Source organism: Aliihoeflea sp. (genome assembly GCF_052435475.1).
In the GTDB taxonomy this organism is placed as follows: domain Bacteria; phylum Pseudomonadota; class Alphaproteobacteria; order Rhizobiales; family Rhizobiaceae; genus Aliihoeflea.
Genome location: NZ_JBQVMV010000001.1, coordinates 283,931 through 304,455, shown reverse-complemented (window position 1 = coordinate 304,455; position 20,525 = coordinate 283,931). Strand labels below are relative to the sequence as shown.

The 20,525-nt window shown below is 64.0% G+C and carries 21 protein-coding genes; 15 read left to right on the top strand and 6 right to left on the bottom strand.

Translation table 11 applies throughout. The features are described from left to right. Window positions 1-56 precede the first annotated feature (56 nt). Complete coding sequence (gene purM, locus ACT6QU_RS01490; RefSeq protein WP_444563085.1) at window positions 57-1,121, top strand: phosphoribosylformylglycinamidine cyclo-ligase; 1,065 nt, start codon at window positions 57-59, stop codon at window positions 1,119-1,121. Continuing rightward, window positions 1,118-1,828: a phosphoribosylglycinamide formyltransferase gene (gene purN / locus ACT6QU_RS01485; protein ID WP_444563084.1), complete on the top strand. Its 711-nt coding sequence runs from the start codon at window positions 1,118-1,120 to the stop codon at window positions 1,826-1,828. Before purM ends, purN begins: the two co-directional genes overlap by 4 nt. A gap of 33 nt (window positions 1,829-1,861) precedes the next feature. Here the strand turns inward: purN and ACT6QU_RS01480 are convergent, their stop codons facing one another. Continuing rightward, window positions 1,862-3,007, bottom strand: a complete 1,146-nt coding sequence (locus ACT6QU_RS01480; protein ID WP_444836586.1) for a TRAP transporter substrate-binding protein — start codon at window positions 3,005-3,007, stop codon at window positions 1,862-1,864. A 42-nt stretch (window positions 3,008-3,049) separates the two neighbouring features. Next, window positions 3,050-5,185, bottom strand: coding sequence for a molybdopterin-containing oxidoreductase family protein (locus ACT6QU_RS01475; RefSeq protein WP_444563082.1), 2,136 nt, complete (start codon window positions 5,183-5,185; stop codon window positions 3,050-3,052). A gap of 259 nt (window positions 5,186-5,444) precedes the next feature. On the opposite strand from ACT6QU_RS01475, the gene ACT6QU_RS01470 reads away from it, so the two are divergent. The 4 genes from ACT6QU_RS01470 (at window position 5,445) to ACT6QU_RS01455 (ending at window position 8,114) form a co-directional block, all read left to right on the top strand. After that, complete coding sequence (locus tag ACT6QU_RS01470; protein ID WP_444563081.1) at window positions 5,445-6,305, top strand: 23S rRNA (adenine(2030)-N(6))-methyltransferase RlmJ; 861 nt, start codon at window positions 5,445-5,447, stop codon at window positions 6,303-6,305. A gap of 58 nt (window positions 6,306-6,363) precedes the next feature. Then, window positions 6,364-6,813: a hypothetical protein gene (locus ACT6QU_RS01465; protein ID WP_024586175.1), complete on the top strand. Its 450-nt coding sequence runs from the start codon at window positions 6,364-6,366 to the stop codon at window positions 6,811-6,813. A gap of 16 nt (window positions 6,814-6,829) precedes the next feature. Then, on the top strand, window positions 6,830-7,447 hold the full coding sequence (locus ACT6QU_RS01460; RefSeq protein ID WP_444836587.1) for a ribonuclease T2 family protein: 618 nt from the start codon (window positions 6,830-6,832) through the stop codon (window positions 7,445-7,447). A gap of 70 nt (window positions 7,448-7,517) precedes the next feature. After that, complete coding sequence (locus tag ACT6QU_RS01455; protein WP_444563079.1) at window positions 7,518-8,114, top strand: glutathione S-transferase; 597 nt, start codon at window positions 7,518-7,520, stop codon at window positions 8,112-8,114. Between the two features lie 57 nt (window positions 8,115-8,171). Here ACT6QU_RS01455 and ACT6QU_RS01450 read toward each other — a convergent pair whose 3' ends face one another. Beyond that, entirely contained in the window at window positions 8,172-8,840 is a 669-nt protein-coding gene (locus tag ACT6QU_RS01450; RefSeq protein WP_444563078.1) for an outer membrane protein, read from the bottom strand. Window positions 8,841-9,283: 443 nt separating this feature from the next. Here ACT6QU_RS01450 and ACT6QU_RS01445 point away from each other — a divergent pair, with 443 nt between their 5' ends. From ACT6QU_RS01445 to ACT6QU_RS01420, 6 genes are all read left to right on the top strand, one after another. Continuing rightward, window positions 9,284-10,060 carry an SDR family oxidoreductase gene (locus tag ACT6QU_RS01445; RefSeq protein WP_444563077.1) on the top strand — a complete coding sequence of 259 codons (777 nt, stop codon included), beginning with the start codon at window positions 9,284-9,286 and terminating at the stop codon, window positions 10,058-10,060. Continuing rightward, window positions 10,057-12,114: an excinuclease ABC subunit UvrC gene (uvrC, locus tag ACT6QU_RS01440; RefSeq protein WP_444563076.1), complete on the top strand. Its 2,058-nt coding sequence runs from the start codon at window positions 10,057-10,059 to the stop codon at window positions 12,112-12,114. Before ACT6QU_RS01445 ends, uvrC begins: the two co-directional genes overlap by 4 nt. Window positions 12,115-12,217: 103 nt before the next feature. Further along, the gene (gene pgsA, locus ACT6QU_RS01435) at window positions 12,218-12,802 is read left to right on the top strand and encodes a CDP-diacylglycerol--glycerol-3-phosphate 3-phosphatidyltransferase (protein ID WP_024586181.1); all 585 of its coding nucleotides are present in this window, start codon (window positions 12,218-12,220) and stop codon (window positions 12,800-12,802) included. After that, the gene (gene moaD, locus ACT6QU_RS01430) at window positions 12,799-13,056 is read left to right on the top strand and encodes a molybdopterin converting factor subunit 1 (RefSeq protein ID WP_444563257.1); all 258 of its coding nucleotides are present in this window, start codon (window positions 12,799-12,801) and stop codon (window positions 13,054-13,056) included. Before pgsA ends, moaD begins: the two co-directional genes overlap by 4 nt. A 4-nt stretch (window positions 13,057-13,060) precedes the next feature. After that, window positions 13,061-13,525: a molybdenum cofactor biosynthesis protein MoaE gene (locus ACT6QU_RS01425; RefSeq protein ID WP_444563075.1), complete on the top strand. Its 465-nt coding sequence runs from the start codon at window positions 13,061-13,063 to the stop codon at window positions 13,523-13,525. Between the two features lie 99 nt (window positions 13,526-13,624). Further along, entirely contained in the window at window positions 13,625-15,088 is a 1,464-nt protein-coding gene (locus tag ACT6QU_RS01420) for a diguanylate cyclase domain-containing protein (RefSeq protein WP_444563074.1), read from the top strand. 72 nt (window positions 15,089-15,160) lie between these two features. On the opposite strand, the gene ndk is transcribed toward ACT6QU_RS01420, so the two are convergent. Both ndk and ACT6QU_RS01410 read right to left on the bottom strand, forming a co-directional pair. Beyond that, a complete protein-coding gene (ndk, locus tag ACT6QU_RS01415; protein WP_024586185.1) occupies window positions 15,161-15,583 on the bottom strand; it encodes a nucleoside-diphosphate kinase in 423 nt (140 codons plus the stop codon). A gap of 86 nt (window positions 15,584-15,669) precedes the next feature. Then, a complete protein-coding gene (locus ACT6QU_RS01410) occupies window positions 15,670-16,362 on the bottom strand; it encodes a glutathione S-transferase family protein (RefSeq protein ID WP_444563073.1) in 693 nt (230 codons plus the stop codon). A 71-nt stretch (window positions 16,363-16,433) separates the two neighbouring features. Between ACT6QU_RS01410 and ACT6QU_RS01405 the strand changes: the two genes are divergently transcribed. Both ACT6QU_RS01405 and ACT6QU_RS01400 read left to right on the top strand, forming a co-directional pair. Next, entirely contained in the window at window positions 16,434-16,946 is a 513-nt protein-coding gene (locus tag ACT6QU_RS01405) for a DinB family protein (protein ID WP_444563072.1), read from the top strand. A 323-nt stretch (window positions 16,947-17,269) separates the two neighbouring features. Next, the gene (locus ACT6QU_RS01400; RefSeq protein WP_444563071.1) at window positions 17,270-18,010 is read left to right on the top strand and encodes a hypothetical protein; all 741 of its coding nucleotides are present in this window, start codon (window positions 17,270-17,272) and stop codon (window positions 18,008-18,010) included. 71 nt (window positions 18,011-18,081) lie between these two features. Here the strand turns inward: ACT6QU_RS01400 and ACT6QU_RS01395 are convergent, their stop codons facing one another. After that, window positions 18,082-18,492: a hypothetical protein gene (locus tag ACT6QU_RS01395; protein ID WP_024586189.1), complete on the bottom strand. Its 411-nt coding sequence runs from the start codon at window positions 18,490-18,492 to the stop codon at window positions 18,082-18,084. Between the two features lie 151 nt (window positions 18,493-18,643). Here ACT6QU_RS01395 and ACT6QU_RS01390 point away from each other — a divergent pair, with 151 nt between their 5' ends. Continuing rightward, window positions 18,644-20,524 (top strand): ABC-F family ATP-binding cassette domain-containing protein, encoded by a 1,881-nt coding sequence (locus tag ACT6QU_RS01390; RefSeq protein WP_444563070.1) that lies wholly within the window; start codon window positions 18,644-18,646, stop codon window positions 20,522-20,524. Window position 20,525 lies beyond the last annotated feature (1 nt).

Here is a 20,525-nt window from a genome sequence, read left to right as displayed (position 1 = left end):
TGGACGGCTTGCGGCGAGCGTGGCTCGTAAGGCCGGTCCGGAGCGGAGTTTCTCAGATGAGCGACCAGAAGAACGGGCTCACCTATGCGCAGGCCGGCGTCGACATCGATGCGGGCAATGCGCTGGTGGAGAAGATCAAGCCGATGGTGCGCTCGACGCGGCGACCGGGCGCCGATGGCGAGATCGGCGGCTTCGGCGGCCTGTTCGACCTGAAGGCCGCGGGCTTTTCCGATCCCGTCCTCGTCGCCGCCAATGACGGCGTCGGCACCAAGCTGAAGGTCGCCATCGACGCCGGCATCCACGACACGGTCGGCATCGACCTCGTCGCCATGTGCGTCAACGACCTCGTCGTGCAGGGGGCCGAGCCGCTCTTCTTTCTCGACTATTTCGCGACCGGCAAGCTCGATCCCGACCAGGGCGCGGCCATCGTGTCCGGTATCGCCGAGGGCTGCCGACAGGCAGGCTGCGCGCTGATCGGTGGAGAGACGGCAGAGATGCCGGGAATGTATCGCGATGGCGACTACGATCTTGCGGGCTTCGCCGTCGGCGCAGTCGAACGCGGCCAATTGCTGCCGACCGACGACATCGTCGAAGGCGACGTCATTCTCGGCCTCGCCTCCTCCGGCGTCCATTCCAACGGCTATTCGCTCGTCCGCAAGATCGTCGAGCTTTCAGGTCTCGATTGGGATGCGAAGGCGCCGTTCGACAAAAGCCGCACGCTCGGCGAAGCGCTGCTCGAGCCGACCCGCATCTACGTCAAGCCGATCCTCGCCGCGATCCGCTCCACGCACGGCATCAAGGCGCTCGCCCACATCACCGGCGGCGGCTTTCCCGAAAACATCCCGCGTGTCCTGCCGAAGGATTTCGCCGCCGAACTCGACCTCGACGCGATCGACGTTCCACCCGTCTTTTCCTGGCTCGCCAAGACTGGCGGAGTCGCGCCCGTCGAAATGAAGCGCACCTTCAATTGCGGCGTCGGCATGATCCTCGTCGTCGCGTCCGGACAGGCGGCGCAAGTCGCCGCCGTTCTCCAGAAGGAAGGCGAACACGTCATGACCATCGGACGCATCGTGCCCCGTCGCGAGACCGGCGTCGTCTATCGCGGACATCTCGACCTATGAGCATCACGAAGAAGCGCGTCGCCGTCCTGATCTCCGGCCGCGGCTCGAACATGAAGACACTGGCGGAAGCCGCAGCCGGCCCGCGCGCGACCTACGAAATCGTCGGCGTCATCTCCGACAAGCCGGAGGCGACCGGCCTCAACCACGCCGCCGCCCTCGACATCGAGGCGCGCGCGATCCCGCGCAAGGAGTTTGCCGACAAGGCGGCGCACGAAGCCGCCATCGACGCGCAACTCAAGCGCTGGAATGTCGAAATCGTCGCGCTAGCAGGCTACATGCGGCTTCTGTCGGCGGATTTCGTCGAGAGTTGGAAGGGCCGGATGATCAACATCCACCCTTCCCTCCTGCCGCTCTTCAAGGGGCTCGATACGCACAAGCGTGCGCTCGATGGCGGGCTTCGCATCCATGGCTGCACCGTCCACTTCGTCACCGCCGAAATGGATGGCGGGCCGATCATCGCGCAGGCGGCCGTACCCGTCTCGCCTGACGACAACGAGGACAGCCTGACGCGCCGCGTGCTCGCCGCCGAGCACCAGCTCTACCCGATGGCCCTCGACCTCGTCGCCGCCGGCCGCGCTCAACTCGTCGGCAACCGTGTCGCCTTCGATCATCTCGGCGCATCGAGCGGCCGCGAACGCATCCTCTCGCCCTCCACCGGCCACGACAGCGAAGCCGACCTCGAATCGCTGGCACGGTTTACGCCCTGAGATCGCGTTTGTCGGGCGTTGCCCTTCCAAGCCTCAGAGCTTGAAGTATTGCTCCCGCGCCCGGACGAAGGGCGTTTCGGCCAGTTCCGTCTTGCGCCGCACGATCGCTAGAGCCGCGATGAAGCCTTCCACGGCACGCGCCGTCAATTCGTCGCCGTCGCGCAGCGAGTTGATCGCCTCCGCAGCCGCCTTGGCTCCCGCCTCGAGGATGTCTTCCGGAAACTGGCGGACCTGAACGCCATGGTCATCGATAAGCGTCTCCAGCGCCCGCGGATCATTTGCCGCAAAATCCGACGCAATCTCGTCATGCTCGGCTTGGGCCGCCAGTCTGATGATCGCCTGCAAGTCTTCGGGAAGCGCCAGATATTTGGACTTGTCGATTGCCAATTCGGCAGTCAGCGCGGGCTCGATGAAGCTGGGAAAATAGTAGTTCTTGGCGATCTGGTGGAAACCGAGCGCAAGGTCGTTGTAAGGTCCGACAAATTCGGCCGCATCCAGCGTACCCGATTGAAGAGCCTGAAAAATCTCACCTGCAGCCATGTTCGTCACTGAAGCGCCAAGCTGCTGCCAGACAGTTCCGCCAAGGCCGGGGGTTCGAAAGCGCAAGCCCTGAATGTCCGCGACGCTCGTCAACTCGTTGCGAAACCAGCCGCCGGCTTGAGTGCCCGTATCGCCGGCAAGGAAGCCCTGGACGCCGAATTGATCGTAGATGTCGTCCCAAAGCTGCTGGCCGCCCATATGGCGTATCCAAGCCGATAACTCCCTTGAGGTCATGCCATAAGGGACGCCGGAAAAGAGTGACAACCCGGCGCTCTTGTTCTGCCAGTAATACGAAGCGCCGTGGCTCATTTCGGCATTACCGTCGATGACGGCGTCGAGGGACTGGAGCGGCGGAACGAGTTCCCCTGCGGAAAAGACCTGAATCGTCAGCCGTCCGCCCGATGCCTGCGTGATGCGGTCAGCCAGGCGTTGCGCGCCTACACCCTGGCCGGGAAAATTCTTGGGCCAGGCCGTGACCATCCGCCATGTCTGAGTGTTTTGTGCGATGGCGGGCGTTGCCAAGGCGGTCGCGCTCGCAGCCACGCTGCCAGTCGCCAAACCGCCCAAAAACGATCGTCGTTGCATGTCATCCTCCCAGATGTCCCGGCGATCAATCAGTCGCTGGCAAAACACGGTCACCTCCTGACCGAGCTTTCATTACCGCATATGGAGGACGTCAATTCAACCCAAGGATGTCGCAGGTGGTCCAGCAGGTGGTGCCGGCCGCAACCAGACCTTGGTGTCGTGGAAGGCTGCGCCGCCGTAGGGGGCGGCGGCGTCGGAGCCGGTGAGGACGTTGATGCCTTCGCCGCGCTCGTGCGAGCCGTTCGGCCAGATGCCTTCGGCGATTACCACGCCGCGCTTCACGCCATCGAAAAGCTTTGCGTTCAGAACGACTTCGCCGCGTTCATTGCCGATCTCGATGCGGTCGCCGTCAGTGATTCCGAGGGCGCCTGCGTCATCGGGGTGGAGCATCAGTTCGGGCCGGCCTTCCTTCTTGCGCGAGGTCGGCATTTCGGTGAAGGACGAGTTCAGGAACGACCGCGCCGGCGAGGTCGCCATGCGGAACGGATGAGCCGGATCGGCGCTCTCGATCAGCTCGACATGGTCCGGAAATGCCGGCAAACCGGCCCAGTTTCCCTGCAAACCGATCGATTTCGGCGGTTTATTCGGCGAAACCGTCGCGATCCAGTCCGGTTTGAAGCGAAACTTTCCGCCAGAATGGCCGAATCCGCTCAAAAAATGCGCCTTTTCGAAGTCCAGCTGCATGTCCGACCAGCGTTCTTCGGAAAAGGTTTCGAAGGTGCCGAGGCCGCGCTTTTCGAGCATCTTGTCGATGTGCTGGCGCTCGGTCAGGCCGAAGCCGGGGAGGCCGGCGACACCGAGGCGTTTCGCCAGTTCCTCGATGACGAAATGGTTGGTCTTCGGTCCTTCCGGCGCATCGACGACCTTTGGCCCGAGCACGATGTGGCTTTGCCCGCCGCCGCGATAGATGTCGTCATGTTCGAGGAACATGGTCGCGGGGATGACGACGTCGGCGAGCATGGCCGTGTCGGTCATGAAATGTTCGTGCACCGCGGTGAAGAGGTCGTCGCGCAGGAAGCCTTGCTTCACAAGCCTTTGCTCGGGCGCGACGTTGGCCGGGTTGGTGTTCTGGATCAGCATCGCGGTGACCGGCGGGCCGCCATTCAGCGCCGAGGGATCGCTGGTCAGGATCGGACCGATGCGGGACTGGTCGAGATGGCGGATTTTCGGGTCGAGGAAGCGGCGGCCTTCGAGCTCGGTCTTGTCGAGCTTGAAAATGTCCGAATTGGAATGAAAGGCGCCGCCGCCTTCATATTGCCAGGCGCCGGTGACCGCGGGAATGGAGAGCGCGGCGTGCATGTTGGCCGCGCCGTTGCGGCTGCGGGTGAAGCCATAGCCGAGGCGGAAGAAGGTGCGCTTCGTTTCGCCGACGAGGCGTGCCAAGGTTTCGATCTCGGCGATCGAGAGGCCTGTGATCGATGCCGCCCATTCAGGAGTCTTCGCAACTAGGTGCGCCTCGAGCCCCTTCGGATCGTCGGTGTACTTTTCCAGATAGGCGCGATCGGCGAAGCCGTCGCGGAAGAGCACGTGCATGACGGCGCAAGCGAGGGCGCCGTCGGTGCCGGGCTTGAGGATCAGCGCCAGGTCGGCCTGCTTCATCGTCGCATTGTCGTAGACGTCGATGACGACGATCTTCGCGCCGCGTTCCTTGCGGGCCCTGACCGCGTGGGTCATCACGTTGACCTGCGTGACAACGGCGTTGGTGCCCCAGATCACGACGCAATCCGACTTCGCCATCTCGCGCGGGTCGACACCGGTCAGCGCGCCCGCGCCCATGACCCAGCCGGTCCAGGCGAGATTGGTGCATATCGTGTCGAAGAAGCCGGAATATTTCTTGGCGTGGCGCAGGCGGTGGATGCCGTCGCGCTGAACGAGGCCCATCGTGCCGGCATAGTAGTATGGCCAGACGGATTCCGAGCCGTGCTTCGCCTCTGCCGCCTCGAACTTCTCCGCGATCAGGTCGAGCGCGGCGTCCCAGCTTGCCTCCTTCCACTTGCCCTCGCCCTTGGCGCCGGCGCGCACCAGCGGCTTCAACAGGCGTTCGGGGTGGTGGATGCGCTCGGCGTAGCGGGCGACCTTGGCGCAAATGACGCCGGCGGTGTAGCTGTTTTCCTTCGCGCCATGGAGGCGGCCGATCTTGCCGTCGACGACTTCCACGTCGAGCGCGCAGGTGGACGGACAATCATGCGGGCAGGCCGAGTGGCCGATGCGGATCGGAGCGTGCTGGTTCATGCCGTGGAACCTAGCCGAAATCGTTTGCAGCGTGTAGGCCGTCGACCCAACAAAAGGATTGATCCACCATGTGTGGGTCTGTTGAATATCACCGCACGGCTGTGCCGCGCTGAAATCTGCCGGTTCGGCGTCGGTCGTCGTCGAATATGCTCGGCATGTCCTTCCTCCTCCCTCCTTGAACCGACAAATTTCCTCTGCGGCGCAGTCCGTGCGGTGATACTAAACAGCCCCCCCTCGACGCGATCGATCGGACAAAAACGTGAACTATCGCCACATCTACCATGCCGGGAATTTCGCCGACGTGGTCAAGCACATCGTCGTTGCCCGCACGATCGACTATCTGAAGCGCAAGCCCGGCGCGTTCCGGGTGATCGACACCCATGCCGGGATCGGGGTCTACGACCTGTCGTCGGACGAGGCGCAGAAGACCGGCGAGTGGAAGGACGGGATCGGCCGGCTGCTCGACGCCGATCTGCCCGGCGATGCGGCGGCGCTGATCGCGCCCTATCTCGACGCCGTCCGTGCGGCGAACCCCAAAGGCGGCCTCACCGCCTATCCCGGATCGCCAGCGATCACGCGTCATCTCCTGCGCAATCAGGACAGATTGACGGCGATCGAACTCCATCCGGCGGATGCCGAAACGCTGAAGACGCATTTTGCCGGCGATTTCCAGACCCGCGTGATCGCCCTCGACGGCTGGCTGGCGCTCGGCGCGCACCTGCCGCCGAAGGAAAAACGCGGCCTCGTCATCGTCGATCCGCCCTTCGAGCGCGAGGGCGAGTTCGACCGGCTCATCGACGGACTGGTCAAAGCGTACAAGCGCTGGCCGGGCGGGACCTATCTGATGTGGTATCCGGTGAAGAACCGGAAAGCGGTCGCCGCCTTCCGCGATGCGCTTCGCGAAGCTGGGATCGCCAAGATTCTCGACCTGTCGCTCGACATCCGGGCACCGAGTGTGCCGGAGCGCCTCGACGGGACCGGGCTCGTCGTCGTCAACCCGCCCTACCCGCTCGAAGCCGAGATGAAGATCGTGCTCCCCGTGCTCGCGCGGCTGCTCGGTGATGGCAAAGACGCAACATGGCGGGCGGAATGGCTCGCGGGGGAACGGCCTGCATCTTGACCGAAATGCGGCGGTGACAGACATTGCCGACTCATTGACCGCCTTCGGGAGACTTTCCATGGCCATTTCGCTTCGCCGGGCCGGCGCTGCTTTCTTCACGGCACTTTCCATCCTCGCCGGCGGCATGACGCATCAGGCGGCGGCGGCCGACATGGTCCGGGGCGTCTATGCGACCGATCCGGGCGTCTGCGGAAACGACAAGGTGCTCGGCGCGATCACCAAGAAGTTCGCCTATCAGGTGCGCAACGTGCCGAACCTGCCGATGGTCGACATCGTCGAATTCCGCCAGATCCGCGAGAACCGCTATTTGCCCTCGCGTCCCGACTGGCCGATCGAGCGCCGCTATTGCATCGCCAACGTTCACCTGACCGACGGCCATATGCGCGACGTCTGGTATCTGATCGAGCATCCGATGGGCTTCGCGTCGATCGGCAGCAATGTCGAATTCTGCGTTCTCGGCTTCGACCGCTGGAAGGTCTATGGCGGCAATTGCCGCGTCCTGCGCTGATCATTTGCCTGTTCGTTTGATCGGTTTGCTGGCGGCCTGCCTTGCTCTTGCAGGCTGCGGTGACGAGACCGGCGGCGAGCAGGCCGCGCCCTTCGACTTCTACGTCCTCTCGCTTTCCTGGTCGCCGAGCTATTGTGCGGCCGAAGGCGGCAATGCCGATCCGCAGCAATGCGATGCGGATCGCGATCTCGGCTTCGTCGTGCATGGGCTTTGGCCGCAATTCGATCAGGGCTGGCCGGAATTTTGCGACGACGATGCACGCAATCCGTCGCGCGCCGAGATCGATGCCATCTCCGACATCATTCCCTCCGACGGATTGATCCGCCATCAATGGCGCAAGCACGGCACCTGTACCGGGCTGGCGGCCGACGGCTATTTCGACACGACGCGCGCGGCGTTCGACAAGGTGACGGTGCCGGAGTTCAGCCAGCGCCGCGTCTCTGCAGCCGACATGCGCGATGCCTTCCTCGAGGCCAATGACGGATTGCCCGCCGATGGGCTCGCCGTCACCTGCAGCAGCGGCCTCCTGCGCGAAGTGCGCATCTGCATGACGACTGCGCTCGACTTCCGCTCGTGCTCGGAAGTCGCCGAGCGGTCCTGCCGGCAGCCGGATTTGCGCCTGCCCGCACCCTGAACGAGATGTGATTGCCGACCCGGCCGTGCTCGCATAGCTTGTCGGCAACCGATCGCATGGAGAGAAATGGATGCCGAGACTGCTTTATTCGCCCGCTTCACCTTACAGCGCCAAAGTCCGGATGGCCGCCGTCCACACCGGATATGCGCTCGAATCCGAAACGGTCGACACCAATGCCGACCCCGAGAAGCTGCTGAAGGCGAACCCGCTCGGCAAGATCCCCTGTCTCGTCACCGATGACGGCGACGGCATTCACGACAGCCGGGTCATCATGCAGTATATCGGCCGCGAGACCGGCAATACGCTCTATCCGCGAAATTCGGCGAAGCGGCTCGAAGCCGAGCGGCTCGAAGCGATCGCCGACGGCATTTGCGACTGCCTGCTCGCGCATGTTTACGAACGCCGCTTTCGGCCGGAGGAGAAAATCCACCTGCCCTGGCTCGAGCGGCAATGGTCGAAGGCGACGCGGGCGCTCGACGAACTGAACGAAAATCCGCCGAAGCTGACCAAGAAGATCACCGGCGGTCATATCGCGCTGCGGGCGACGCTCGGCTATCTGGCGCTACGCTTCGACGGCCAATGGGAACGGGGGCGGCCGAAGCTGACGCGCTGGGCCAAGCGTTTCGACGAACGTTTTCCGGAGATTGCCGCCGAGCTTCCGAAATAGCGCAAACAAAAAGGCCGGCGAAATCGCCGGCCTTTCTGCATTCAGTCGAAGACCGAATTAGAACTTCACGCCGAGGCCAACCGACACGCGGTGGTTGCTCGAGTCAAAGTCGGCACCATTGACGCCCGGAAGCGCGTAGTCCTTGCTGCCGTAGTCCGTGTAACGGTACTCGAGGCGGCCGAAGACCTGGTCGGTCAGCTTGGCATCGACGCCGGCGCCGACGGTGTAGCCGAGAGCGACGTTGGTGTCGCGGTCGCCCGTTGCAACGTCGGTGATGCGCTGACGCTCAGCGGCAACACCAGCCGTACCGTAGAGCAGGATGTCTTCCGTGACGGTGACACCAGCGCGGGCACGGAGCGAGCCGTCGACCGTGGAACGCGAGTCGAACGTGGTGGCTTCGCCATCGACGCGGCTGTAATTGATGTCGGCTTCAGCACCATACACGAACGAGCCATTCTGCATGTTGAAACCGCCGAACGCGCCGCCCATCCAGCCGTCGGTTTCGGCTTCTTCGTTGGTGGCGCGGTTGCGGGTCTCACCGTTGAAGCCGTAGCCGAGGCTCACACCGGCGTAAGGGCCGGACCAGGTGTTGACCGGAGCGAACTCCATCGGAGCGGCCGGTGCCGGCGGCTCCTGGTAGACAACGTCAGCAGCAAAGGCCGGGGCCGAAGCGAGGACGGCAACGCCGAGAGCGAGAGCGGCGGGGCGGTAGAAACGATTATTCATTTTTATAACTCCTTAGCCACGAGAACCATTACGCGGTTCCCGACTTCGAGACAGACGCTGAACCCTTACGGGAGGCAAATGGTTCCAGGCGTCGACCGAGGCGAATTTCGTTTCGAATTGCGGCTGAACCCAAACTGAAAATGGGTCATTCCCTGGCTGCAATATGGCTGCAATGTGACGTTGCATTCGTGCCACAGTAACGCACGCCTGCCTCGGTTAACTCTCTGTTTACTATACCCTAATCGGATCGGGCGCAAGGACCGTCGTCTCATGTCCGGGCGGCAATCGGCGTCTTAGTGGCGGCGTACGAGCGTCACGTTCGCGGCACGATCCGAGATCTGGGAAGATGGCGGGATCGTCATGGGAAAAGACCGGTGCGGTCTTCTGGTTTGGACGTTCGCCGCCTATATCTGTCGTTCCCTTCCCGGCAGCACGAACGGATGATGCAGACCAATCTCCAGGCAAAGCCCCAAGTCGCACTCGTCACGGGCGGTGCGCAGCGCATCGGCAGGGCCATCGTCGAGGACCTCGCGGCGCATGGCTTTGCCGTGGCGATCCATTGCAACGGTTCGCGCGCAGCGGCCGAAGACCTTTCTGCCGGCCTTGCCCGCAACGGGGCGAAGACCGCCGTCGTCGATGCGGACCTCACCGACCGCGCCGCCGTGGCGCAGCTCGTGCGTCGCGCCGAGAGCGCGCTCGGGCCGATCTGTCTGCTCGTCAACAATGCCTCGCTCTTCGAGGAGGACGGGGCCGAAAATTTCGAATGGGAGGCATGGGATCGCCATTTCGCGATCCACCTCGAAGCGCCGGCGATGCTTGCCCGCACGATGGCCGAGCGCCTGCCGGCAAGGACCGACGGGCTCGTCGTCAATCTGATCGATCAGCGGGTGTGGCGTCCGACGCCGAAATTCTTCTCCTATACCCTCTCCAAATCCGCGCTGTGGACGGCGACGCGCACACTGGCGCAGGCACTCGCGCCGGCGATCCGCGTCAACGCGATCGGGCCTGGACCGACGCTCGCCAATGCCCGGCAGGACGATGGCGATTTCAAGCGCCAGGTCGATGCGCTCCTGTTGAAGCGCGGGCCGGACCTGGCCGAGTTCGGCCGGACGATCCGTTGGCTGTGGGATGCCCGTTCGGTGACCGGCCAGATGATAGCGCTCGACGGCGGCCAGCATCTCGCCTGGGAAACGCCGGACGTCGCCGGGGTCGCGGAATGAAGCCGCCCACACCCGAAAAAGGCACCTCCGCCCTGAAACGTGCCGAACGTTCCGGTGGTGACGTCGCGGGCTATATGCCGAACGGCGACGACGAGGACGACAACGAGACCGAAGCCGAGCCGCAGCCGGCGGGCACCGATCTCGGCATCGAGTGGGATGGCGACCGCGGCGACGCGGAAGGCAAGACGGGCATCGACGTCATCCAGACGCTGGTCAAACGCCTGCCCAATTCGCCCGGCGTCTATCGCATGACGAATGCGGCCGGCGACGTGCTCTATGTCGGCAAGGCGCGCAGCCTGAAGAAGCGCGTTACGAACTATGCGCAGGGCAAAGGCCACACCAACCGGATCGGTCGGATGGTGCGCGAGACGGCGCATATGGAGTTCGTCGTCACGCGCACGGAGATCGAGGCGCTTCTTCTGGAAGCGAATCTGATCAAAAGGTTGCGGCCGCGCTTTAACGTTCTGATGCGGGACGACAAATCGTTTCCCTACATCCTTTTGACCCGCGACCACCCCTCGCCCGGCATCTTCAAACATCGCGGCGCGCGTTCGAAGAAGGGCGACTATTTCGGCCCGTTCGCCTCGGCCGGCGCGGTCGGGCGGACCATCAACTCGCTGCAACGCGCGTTCCTTTTGCGCACCTGCACGGATTCGGTCTTCGAGAGCCGGACGCGGCCTTGCCTTCTCTACCAGATCAAGCGCTGCTCCGGCCCCTGCACGAACGAAGTGTCGAAGCCCGATTATGACGAACTCGTCGACGAGGCGAAGGCGTTCCTGTCGGGCAAGTCGTCGAAGATCGTCGCGGAAATCTCGAAGGCGATGCAGGAGGCGTCGGCGGATCTCGATTTCGAGCGGGCGGCGATCTATCGCGACCGTCTGTCGGCGCTCTCCCACGTGCAGAGCCATCAGGGGATCAACACCCAGTCGACCGAGGAGGCCGACGTCTTCGCCATTCATCAGGAGGGCGGGCAGAACTGCATCGAGGTGTTCTTCTTCCGCACCGGCCAGAACTGGGGCAACCGCGCCTATTTCCCGAAGGCCGATCCCTCGATCGAGGCGCCCGAGGTGCTCGGCGCGTTCCTGGCGCAATTTTACGACGACAAGCCGATCCCGCGCACGATCCTCCTGTCACAGCCGGTAGAGGAACAGCAATTGCTGGCCGAGGCGCTGGCGACCAAGGCAGGACGCAGGATCACGGTGATGGTGCCGCAGCGCGGCGAGAAGAAGGACCTGACGGATCACGCGCTGCAGAACGCCCGGCAGGGCCTCGGGCGGCGGCTGGCCGAGACGTCGTCGCAGGCGCGGCTTCTTGCGGGGCTTGCCGAGGCGTTCGGCCTGGATCGGACGCCGCGGCGGATCGAAGTCTTCGACAATTCGCACATCATGGGAACGAACGCCGTCGGTGCGATGATCGTCGCCGGGCCGGAAGGCTTCGTGAAGAACCAGTACCGCAAGTTCAACATCCGCTCGACCGAGATCACGCCCGGCGACGATTTCGGCATGATGCGCGAAGTGATGGAGCGGCGGTTCTCGCGGCTGATCAAGGAGAACGGAATTCCCGATCGCAACGCGCCCGACGACCGCGACGAGTTTCCGGCATGGCCGGATCTCCTGCTCATCGACGGCGGACAGGGCCAGCTTTCGGCCGTGCGCAAGATTTTGGTCGATCTTGGCATACAGGAAGCGATGGCGACGATCGGCGTTGCCAAGGGCGTCGACCGGGATGCCGGGCGGGAACGTTTCTTCATTCCGGGCCGCGATCCCTTTTCGCTGCCGATGCGCGATCCGGTGCTCTATTTCGTCCAGCGCCTGCGCGACGAGGCGCACCGCTTCGCGATCGGCTCGCACCGGGCGCGGCGCAAGAAGGAGATGGTGCGCAACCCGCTCGACGAGATCGGAGGCATCGGCCCCGGCCGCAAGCGCGCGCTGCTGCACCATTTCGGCACCGCAAAGGCCGTCAGCCGTGCGGGGATCGAGGATTTGATGTCCGTCTCGGGCATCTCGGCGACCGTTGCCAAGACGATCTACGACCATTTCCACGAAAAGGGATGACGGTCGGCCGTGCTATCGGCTTGACTTGCCCCACCCGTCCCGCGAATTTGCAGCCAGCCCGGACGGTGCAGGTTCGGCGCTCCAGAATAAACGACAGGCTTTCATGTCCAATCGCGCCTTCAATATTCCAAACATCCTGACCTATGCGCGCATATTGGCGGTTCCGCTCGTCGTGCTCTGCTTCGTGCCGGACGACCGCCAACAGGCGACCGATTTCTGGCGCTGGACCGCGGTCACCATCTTCTTCGTCGCCAGCCTCACCGATTTCCTCGACGGCTATCTGGCGCGCATCTGGGACCAGACCTCGAATATCGGCCGAATGCTCGATCCGATCGCCGACAAGCTGCTCGTCGCAGCGGCGCTTCTGCTTCTGGCGGCCGAAGGCACGATCGGCGAGTGGTCGCTTTGGGCCGCCATCATCATCCTGTGCCGCGAAATCCTCGTTTCGGGATTGCGCGAATATCTTGCCGCGCTCAAGGTTTCGGTGCCGGTGACCCAGCTCGCCAAGTGGAAGACCACGATCCAGCTCGTGTCCATCGGCTTTCTTCTGGCCGGCCCCGCTGGAGACAAGGTCCTGCCCTATACGAGCGAAATGGGGCTGGCGCTGCTCTGGATCGCGGCCATGCTGACGCTCTACACCGGCTACGATTATTTTCGCGCCGGCCTGAAGCACGTCATCGAGGACTGAGCATGAAGCTGATCTATTTCGCCTGGGTGCGCGAGCGCATCGGCATTTCCGAAGAAGACGTCGACCTGCCCGGCGACGTGAAGACGGCGGGCGATCTTCTCGCGTGGCTGCGCGAGCGCGGGGACGGCTATGCCGAAGCGCTGCAGAACCCGAAAGTCATTCGCGTCGCGATCAACCAGGAGCATGTCGACCACCGCGAACCCATTGCCGGCGCGCGCGAAATCGCGCTCTTTCCGCCGATGACGGGCGGGTGACGACGTGACGGACGCATGCGTCATTCGCGTAGCTGTTCAGTCCGCCGCCTATGATACGGCAGCCGAAATCGATGCGGCGAAGGCGGCGGGCGGAAATGTCGGTGCGGTCGTCACTTTCAGCGGCGTGTGCAGGGACGAAAGCGGGCGGCTCGCCGCACTCGAGCTCGAACATTATCCAGGCATGGCTGAGGGCGAGATCCGGCGCATCGCGGCGCAGGCTGCCGAACGCTGGCCCGTCACCAGCCTGACCGTGATCCATCGTCACGGCAAGCTCACGCCCGGAGAGGACATCGTCCTCGTCGTCGCCGCTTCGATCCACCGCCAGGCGGCATTCGAGGCGGCCTCGTTTCTGATGGATTTCCTCAAGACCAGCGCCCCATTCTGGAAGAAGGAACATCTGGTCGACGGCACGTCGGGGGAATGGGTCGAGGCGAAGGATGCCGACGACGACGCTGCCGCGCGCTGGTGAGCAAATCCCCAGCCAACCGGCCCGGCCAAAATCTCCATGTTAGGCATTTGGTAGCCGCCATCGGCTAGGCTCCGATCCTTGCAATGCGGGCGGGCGGACATGCTGGAGACGGTGGCGGAAATTCAAGGCTGGCTGGACGGGGCGATGCTTGCCGTGGTGGCGTGTTCGGTCGCAGGCGCCGTCTACTTCCAGCGCCGTCACGCAGCCGTCGCCGACGAACTTTCGCGCAGCCGCTTTCTGTTCGAGAACCTTGCCGAAGGCGTCTACCGGGCCCTGCCCGACGGTCGGCACATCCGTACCAACACGGCGATGGCGCGGCTTCAGGGCTACGCCAGTTCCCAAGCGGTAATGCACGCCTCTCCTCGCCCTTCTGTCGAATGCTATGTTGACCCGACGCGCGGCGCGCAGTTTCGCGAACTGCTTTTCCGGGACGGCACCGTCACCGACTTCGTGTCGCAGGCCTATCGGCACCGCACCGGCGAGCGCATCTGGATTTCCGAATCGGCACGCCTGATCCGCCATCGCCGGACGGGCGCTCCCCTCTGCTATGAAGGCACGGTGCGCGACGTCACCGAAACGATGCAGCGCCTGAACCTGGAAGAGCGCTTCACGAAGCTGACGAGCCACCTGCCGGGCGGACTGTTCCAGTTCAAACGAGGGCACGACGGCAGCTTCGACGTCGCCTACATTTCGGACGGGTTCGTCTCGATGACGGGTCTGTCGTTCGAGCGCGGCTATCCCTCCCCGCATCGCTTCTTCGAGATCGTGTTGGAGAAGGACCGGCCGCCCTTCTTGGAAAGCTTCCACCGAGCCCGCAAGGGCGGTCGTCCGTGGGAACATGAATTCCGGATCAAGCATGGCGAGGCGTTTCGCTGGCTGCGCGTCCTCGCAACGCCGGAGCCGGTTGCCGACGGCATCATGTGGCACGGATACGTGACCGACATCTCGCTGCGCAAGGCGCAGGAAATGGAGATCCGCCGGCTCGCCTATCGCGATCCGCTGACCGATCTGGCAAACCGCCGCGCGCTGATCTACGACACCCGCAAGGCGCTTCAAGCCTGCCGTCGCGACGGCAATTGCGGTGCGCTGATCTATGTCGACCTCGACAATTTCAAGGGGCTGAACGACAGGCACGGCCATGAGGCGGGGGATCGATATCTCAAGCAGGTCGCCGAGCGCCTGACCGCCGTGGTCGGCGTTGCAGGCTACGTGGCACGGATCGGCGGCGACGAGTTCGTTGCCCTCCTGCCCGCCGAAGCCGAGGACCGGACGCGTGCACTGACGGATACCCTCTCCCTCGCCGAGCGGATGGCCGCGGAAATGGCCCGTCCCTTCCAGATCGGCGCCATCGCGCACCAGGCTTCGGCAAGCGTGGGTGTCGCCATGTTCGACGGCACCGAAACGTCCGTCGATGTGCTCCTGAAGGAAGCGGACCAGGCGATGTACGACATCAAGGCGGCAGGTGGAAACGGCGTCGGCGTCACCGATGCGCGCCGGTTGCAGGCGCTCGGCACGCAGATGCGCGATCATGCGGGTGAGCGCGACTCTCGGCTCCGCGCATAAAAAAAGCCGCGGCATCGACCGCGGCTTTTCCTGCGATTTCAATTGTTTCGAAGCTTCAGCGTCGAAACTGAATCAGCCGACGATCTCGGTGTCGGAGAACCAGTAGCGGATTTCCTGAGCGGCCGTTTCCGGCGCATCCGAACCGTGGACCGAGTTTTCGCCGATCGACAGCGCGTGAACCTTGCGGATCGTGCCCTCATCGGCATTGGCCGGATTGGTCGCGCCCATCACTTCACGGTTCTTCAGGATGGCGCCTTCGCCTTCGAGAACCTGAACGACGGTCGGGCCGGACGTCATAGTGTCGACCAGTTCGCCGAAGAACGGACGATCCTTGTGGACCGCGTAGAAGCCTTCGGCTTCGCGGCGGCTCATCCAGACGCGGCGCGAGGCGACGACGCTGAGGCCGGCATCCTCGAGCATCTTGGTGATGGCGCCGGTCAGGTTGCGCTTGGTCGCGTCCGGCTTGATCATGGAAAAGGTGCGTTCGATCGCCATGTCGGGTCTTCCTCAATTCTTTGGGGGAGTGATTGGATGCGCGTCTATACCCACCTCGCCCCGTGATGTGAAGTCCCGCCGGCGGCCTATGCGGCGGCGGGAACCGAACGGCCCAGACCGGAGTGAAGATCGAGGCAGCGGTCGAGCCACGCCCTAACGGGATCTTCGTTCTCAAGGAACTCGTAATCGGAGATGACGCGGACCCACTGGAACGCGCTCGCCACGATGTAATCCGCGAAGAGCGGGCTTTCGCCGCCGAGAAAGGGCTGGAACGTCAGGGTCGAGCGCAATGGCTCCAGGCTTGCGCGGAATGCGGGACGGCGCTCGTCGCGTGTTAAGGGGATGTCTTCGAGCCGCTTGCCGAAACGCGCCTCGCGCGTCGTGCGGAAATGCGCCTGATCCTCAGGTTGAAGCCGGTCGTGAATGTCCATGAGTGCGGCCTGCGCGAGATAAGGATGCAGGGTGACAAGCGCCCAGCGCTCGATGAAGCGCGCGGAGGCTTCACCGCCCGCGCCGCCGAAGAGGGTCGGCCGGTCGGGATAGCGTCGCTCCAGATCGAGCGCGATCTCGAAGGAATCGCCGACCGTGCGCTCGCCCTCGCGGATGACCGGAACCGTCTTGTGCCTGCCGCCCTCGACACCGGCCACGGCCGTGAAGGGCGTCGGAACACGCTCGAAGGCGAGGCCCTTGTGCGCAAGCGCGAAGGCGACCTTCCAGCAATGCGGGCTGAACGGACGGGTCGGGTCCGAGCCGACGAGATCATAAAGCAGAACGGTCATTGCTGTGCGGCCTCCCGGGCGTGTAAGCGTTACGCAAATCTATGCCCGCGACCACGACGAATGAAAACCCGATGAAGCAGCATTTCTCCATGTTCGCCGCCTATAATGCCTGGGCCAACCGGTTGATCTACGATGCTGCCACCAGGGCCGGTGACGACGCACTTTGGGCAGACCTCGGCCTTGCCTTCACCTCGCTCGGCGGCACGCTCAATCACGTCCTCGTCGCCGACGGGATCTGGATGAAGCGGTTTACCGGCGAAGGCGCGGCGGCAAAGCGGCTCGACGCGATCCTGTTTCGCGACATTGGCCCACTCTGGGATGCCCGCGAGGCCGAGGACGAGCGCATCTTGCGCTATGTCGCCGACCTGACCGACGACGATCTGGGTGGCCGCTTTTCCTATACGACCACGACCGACATGCGCACGATCTCGCAGCGCCTTGCGCCCGCGCTCGCCCACTTCTTCAACCACCAGACGCATCATCGCGGCCAGGCGCATGCCGCCCTCACCCGGCTTGCCGGTGAAGCTCCGTCGCTCGACCTCGCCTATTTCCAGCGTTCCGAAGGCGGGCGCAGCTTCGCCTAGGGCGGCAAGGACGTGCGCTTCGGGCGCTTGCCTGCGAATCACGCGCCTGAGCTGAAGAAACTGCGCGTTGCATCAATACTCGTTTAGCGGGCATCGATCTCCCGTATAACGTGCATCCGACTCCCGTATAGCGCGAATTCGGGCCGAATCGAGACAGTTCAGATTACGCTCGAATTTTATCATGATCCGTATAGTATATCTATATAACGCACTATATTTCTTTCATGATATTACTGTGAATTGAAGAAACCTTCCTCTGGGTAATCCGTATTGTTGCATGGTCGGTACCCTTCCGATCGCAACAATGGGAAGAGGAGAAGACGATGAACTTCAATTTCAGGAAAACAGCGCTGGCACTTGCGACCGGAACTGCTCTGGCATTGGCGAGCGCAGCGCATGCGCAGATCGGCGCCGGAGTGGGCGTGGGCATCGGCGGTGTCGATGCCGGCGTCGGCGCATCGGTCGGCAGTGATGGCATCGGCGCAGGTGTGGGCGCCTCCGTCGGTGGCTCGGATGGCGTCGGTGTGGGTGCCGGCGCGTCCGTCGGCGGCGGCTCTGGCGTCGATGCGGGCGCAGGCGCCAGCGTCGGCGGCTCGGATGGCGTCGGGGTCGGGGCCGGTGCGTCCGTCGGTGGCGGTTCGGGTGTCGATGCGGGTGCAGGCGTCGGCATCGGTGGCTCGGGCGGCGTAAATGCCGGCGTGGGCGTTGGCATTGGCGGTGGTTCTGGCATCGATGCCGGCGTCGGAGCCAATGTCGGCGGGCCCGGCGGCGTCGATGTCGGGCTGGGCATCGGCATTGGTGGCGGCGGTACGGGTGGTGGTCCCGGCGGACCCGGCGGGCCTGGTGGCCCCGGCGATCCGGGCGGCAATGGCGGCTCCGGCCCAGGGACCGGGCCCGGCACCGATGACACCGAAACCGGCAGTGTCTCCCCCGGCCTCGGCAGCATGAATTCGGCGGAGATCGCGCGGCTCAGCCGCCGCTGCGTCGACGTGCTGGCATCGCCAGGCGTCTACGACCGTGCGCTGGTCGACCTGTGCAACATGGTTCAGACGGCGACGCGTTAATTTTCCAGGCGGGCCTAGGATCGCCCGGATCAAGTCTCAGAGGGCGCCGGTGCGAGCCGGCGCCCATTTCGTCAGTTCACGGCAAGCGGGCCGCGCGGCATTTCGCGGGCGGCGGGCGCTGGAGCGAAGACGATGAAGGCGAAGATCGCCACGCCGAGAAACGCGATCAGCGACGAGATCGCCACGAACGGCTCGGCGCCGGCATTGCCCTGCAGCAGCAGATAAAGCGACGGCACCATGACGACGACGCCGAGCGTGTAGACGCCGAACTGGATCATGGCGAGGCGCTGGGCCGCCTTCTCCTTGTTGAGCGCGTAGTATGTGCCGAACAGCGCGCTCGTCACCCAGCCCAGAAGATTGGTATGCGCATGTGCGCCGATGACGTTGTGATTGCCGGAGATCGACATCTGCAGTCCCATGCCGATGCCGACCAATAGAAACAGAATTGCAGCCTTGAAGAAGAGTTGCGAAACCTGTGGCATTGCCGTTCACCCCTCGATGATTGTTTTCGCCGTCTTGGCGGCAGCCGATTATAACATGTTCGTGATCGACGGGTCAGGCACCGCATCGATCTAGCTCGCGAACTGCGCCCCCTTGCGCGCGATGCGGCGGCAGTCCAAACAGCGCAGCATCATGCTGGTTCTCGACGACATCTCCCTGCGCATCGCCGGTCGGCTCCTGATCGACCGCGCGACGCTGTCCCTCCCCGCAGGCGCCAAGGCCGGCCTCGTCGGCCGCAACGGCACCGGCAAGACGACGCTGTTCAAGGCGATCACCGGCGAAATGCCGACCGAAAGCGGGTCGATCAACCTGCCGCGGAACACGCGGATCGGCCAGGTGGCGCAGGAAGCGCCGGGGACGGAAGAATCGCTGATCTCGATCGTGCTCAAGGCCGACACGGAGCGCGCATCGCTGCTTCACGAGGCCGAAAGCGCGCACGATCCGCACCGGATCGCCGAAATCCAGATGCGGCTGGCGGACATCGACGCCCATTCGGCCGAGGCGCGGGCGGCGACGATTCTTGCCGGGCTCGGCTTCGACGAGGCCGCGCAACAGCGGCCGGCCTCCTCCTTTTCGGGCGGCTGGCGAATGCGCGTCGCGCTCGCCTCGGTGCTGTTCGCCGAACCCGATCTGCTGCTTCTCGACGAACCGACCAACTATCTCGACCTCGAAGGCACGCTCTGGCTCGAGACCTACCTATCGCGCTATCCGCACACCGTTTTGCTGATCAGCCACGACCGCGACCTGCTCAACCGCGCGGTTTCCTCGATCGTGCATCTGGAAAACAAGAAGCTGACCTTCTGGCGCGGCGGCTACGACCAGTTTTCGCGGCAATATGCCGAACAGGCCGAATTGCAGCAGAAGTCCATCGTCAAGCAGGAAGCCCATCGCAAACACATGGAAGCCTTCGTCGAGCGCTTCCGCTACAAGGCGTCGAAGGCGCGGCAGGCGCAATCGCGGCTGAAGGCGCTGGAGAAGCTGAAGCCGATCGACAGCTTCATGGGCGAAAGCGTGCGGCCGTTCACCTTCACCGAGCCGACGAAGACGGTGGCCGCGCCCATCATCGCGATTTCGGGCGGATCGGTCGGCTATACGCCGGGCAAGACTGTCCTGTCGCGCATGTCGCTCCGCATCGACGATGACGACCGCATCGCGCTTCTGGGTGCCAATGGCAACGGAAAGTCGACCTTTGCCAAGCTGCTCTCGGGCCGGCTGCAACTCGATTCAGGCACGATGACCATCGCGCCCGGCCTCAAGGTCGCGATCTTTGCCCAGCACCAGCTCGACGATCTGCGGCCGGAGGAAAATGCCATCGAGCATGTTCGCCGTCTGATGCCGGATGCGCCCGAGGCCAAGGTGCGCGCGCGGGTCGCCCAGATGGGTCTCGTGACAGAGAAAATGCTGACGCCCGCCAAGGATTTGTCGGGTGGCGAGAAGGCGCGGCTCCTGATGGGGATCGCGGCCTTCGACGGCCCGAACCTGCTCATCCTCGACGAGCCGACCAACCATCTCGACATCGACAGCCGCGAAGCGTTGATCCACGCGCTCAACGATTATTCGGGCGCCGTGATAGTCATCAGCCACGATCGGCATTTGATCGAGGCGTCGGCCGACCGGCTCTGGCTCGTCAAGGACGGCCAGGTGGGACCCTTCGACGGCGACATGGCCGACTACCGGCAGGTGGTGACGGGCGGTGCCTCCGACCGGCGCGAAAAGCGCGAAACGGACAAGGCCTCGAAGGCGGACAAGCGCCGCGAAGCGGCCCAGAAGCGCGCAGCGCTGGAACCGCTCGCCAAGCAGATCAAGGCGACGGAAGGCCTGATCGAGCGCACGCGCAAGCGCATCGACACGCTCGACACGGAACTGGCCGTGCCGACGCTATACGAGCGCGATCCGGGCAAGGCGGCGAAACTGGCCAAGGAGCGCTCCGACAATGTCGCAGCACTCGAGCGGCACGAGGAAATCTGGCTGAACCTTTCGACCGAATACGAAGAGGGAATATCGGCCGCCTGAA

Coding starts and splice junctions, on each gene's coding strand:
- ACT6QU_RS01475 (WP_444563082.1), bottom strand. CDS start 5,185: ATGAACCAGCACGCTCCGATCCGCATCGGCCACTCGGCCTGCCCGCAT.
- purN (WP_444563084.1), top strand. CDS start 1,118: ATGAGCATCACGAAGAAGCGCGTCGCCGTCCTGATCTCCGGCCGCGGC.
- ACT6QU_RS01445 (WP_444563077.1), top strand. CDS start 9,284: ATGCAGACCAATCTCCAGGCAAAGCCCCAAGTCGCACTCGTCACGGGC.
- ACT6QU_RS01400 (WP_444563071.1), top strand. CDS start 17,270: ATGAACTTCAATTTCAGGAAAACAGCGCTGGCACTTGCGACCGGAACT.
- ACT6QU_RS01455 (WP_444563079.1), top strand. CDS start 7,518: ATGCCGAGACTGCTTTATTCGCCCGCTTCACCTTACAGCGCCAAAGTC.
- purM (WP_444563085.1), top strand. CDS start 57: ATGAGCGACCAGAAGAACGGGCTCACCTATGCGCAGGCCGGCGTCGAC.
- uvrC (WP_444563076.1), top strand. CDS start 10,057: ATGAAGCCGCCCACACCCGAAAAAGGCACCTCCGCCCTGAAACGTGCC.
- ACT6QU_RS01465 (WP_024586175.1), top strand. CDS start 6,364: ATGGCCATTTCGCTTCGCCGGGCCGGCGCTGCTTTCTTCACGGCACTT.
- ACT6QU_RS01420 (WP_444563074.1), top strand. CDS start 13,625: ATGCTGGAGACGGTGGCGGAAATTCAAGGCTGGCTGGACGGGGCGATG.
- ACT6QU_RS01390 (WP_444563070.1), top strand. CDS start 18,644: ATGCTGGTTCTCGACGACATCTCCCTGCGCATCGCCGGTCGGCTCCTG.
- ACT6QU_RS01405 (WP_444563072.1), top strand. CDS start 16,434: ATGAAGCAGCATTTCTCCATGTTCGCCGCCTATAATGCCTGGGCCAAC.
- ACT6QU_RS01395 (WP_024586189.1), bottom strand. CDS start 18,492: ATGCCACAGGTTTCGCAACTCTTCTTCAAGGCTGCAATTCTGTTTCTA.
- pgsA (WP_024586181.1), top strand. CDS start 12,218: ATGTCCAATCGCGCCTTCAATATTCCAAACATCCTGACCTATGCGCGC.
- ndk (WP_024586185.1), bottom strand. CDS start 15,583: ATGGCGATCGAACGCACCTTTTCCATGATCAAGCCGGACGCGACCAAG.
- ACT6QU_RS01450 (WP_444563078.1), bottom strand. CDS start 8,840: ATGAATAATCGTTTCTACCGCCCCGCCGCTCTCGCTCTCGGCGTTGCC.
- ACT6QU_RS01410 (WP_444563073.1), bottom strand. CDS start 16,362: ATGACCGTTCTGCTTTATGATCTCGTCGGCTCGGACCCGACCCGTCCG.